Here is a 1,515-nt window from a genome sequence, read left to right as displayed (position 1 = left end):
CGCCGAGGCTGCTCCAGTCGTAAGAGTCGTCGGCATCGGCCATGATGAGATACGCACCTTGAGCGGATTCAGCCGCCGCGCTGATCGCCGCACCATATCCCTTGACCCGTTGGTGCACGACACGCGCGCCGAGGGCCTCGGCGATCTCAACCGACCGGTCACTCGACCCGTTGTCCCCTACGACGACCTCGCCCTTGATGCCCCGCTTCGCAAAAACGTCGAAGGCCTTGCGGATGCAGATGCCAAGCGTACGCTCTTCGTTCAGGCAGGGGATAATAGCCGACACCAGAGGTGGCTCCGCCTCATCCGCGCGCTGCCCGTCGCGATCCGTCTGGATCGTCTGGAAATCCAACCTGTCGACCATGATCCCCGCCCCGGCCCAATCGTCAATCTTCCCGGCGACACAAACATGCGCCCCGCCGCCTGTTCGCAACACTAAAACAAGTTAGCTAACAATAATATACCAGTCGCGCCGCTGTCGTAGTTGAGGTAAATGCAGCGTATTGGCGGGAATTTGATCCCGCGCTACATGCGACGACTGTCGGCTAAACCAACTCCACCTCGACCACGCCCGGCACCGCGCGCATTGCCGACGCCACTTGCGGCGAGATGCGGTAGCGGTTGGGCAGTTCGATCTCGACCTCGCCCTGTCCTGCATCCTTGATCAGCACGAAGCTCACCTGCCCTTCGCCCTTGACCGAAAGCTGGTTGGCGAGCGTGCCGAGGGGTGCTGCGTCACGCACGAAGATGCGCAGCGCCTTCTGGATGCGGCTGGCTTCGTCCTCCAGCGACTGCACGGTCTGGATGCGCAGATTGATGCCCTCCGGCCGGTCCTCCGCCGAAACGGTGATCACCACCGAGCGGCCCGGCTCCAGCATGTCGCGATACTGCGCCAGCCCTTCGGAAAACAGCACCGCCTCATACTGGCCGGTCGTGTCGGAGAACTGCACGACGCCCATCTTGTTGCCGGTGCGGGTCTTGCGCTCCTGCTTGGTGGTGACGGTGCCGGCGAGCCGCCCGGCGGCCGCGCCCCGTTTGACCGCGGCCGAGAATTCTCCCCAGTTCTGCACGCGCATCTTCTGGAGCGCTGCCTTGTACTCGTCCAGCGGATGCGCGGAGAGATAGAAGCCCACCACCTGGAACTCGCGGTGCAGCCGGTCCGCGGCAAGCCACGGATCGGTCGCCGGCAGGTTGAGCGCCTGCGACTGGCTGCCGAGCGATGCGCCGAAAATGTCGGCCTGGCCGGAGATGGCGTTCTGCTGCGCCAGCGAGGCCAAGCCCATCATGCGCTCGACGCCGGCCATCATCTGGGCGCGGTCGTGGCCGAAGCAATCCAGCGCGCCGGCCATGATCAGGCTTTCGAAAACGCGCTTGCCGACGATCTTCGGATCGACCCGCTCGCAGAAATCGGCAAGGTTCTTGAACGGCTTCTCGCCGCGCACGGCGACGATATGCTCAACCGCCGCGTCGCCGTGCGCGGCGAGAAGCCGTTCAAGAACCTTGCCGATTTCTGCG

Annotated in this window: 2 protein-coding genes; both read right to left on the bottom strand. The window is 64.2% G+C overall.

Annotated elements, in window-relative coordinates:
• A partial coding sequence (locus EOA27_RS36015; RefSeq protein ID WP_127258677.1) for a glycosyltransferase occupies window positions 1-364 on the bottom strand: 364 nt, incomplete at its 3' end.
• A 181-nt stretch (window positions 365-545) separates the two neighbouring features.
• The coding region (locus EOA27_RS36010) for an OB-fold nucleic acid binding domain-containing protein (protein ID WP_245491314.1) at window positions 546-1,515 on the bottom strand (970 nt) is incomplete at its 5' end.

This window comes from Mesorhizobium sp. M2A.F.Ca.ET.037.01.1.1 (assembly GCF_003998075.1).
Classification (GTDB): Bacteria; Pseudomonadota; Alphaproteobacteria; order Rhizobiales; family Rhizobiaceae; genus Mesorhizobium.
The sequence above is the reverse complement of the archived record's forward strand: the minus strand, read 5'-3'. Positions and strand labels throughout refer to the sequence as shown.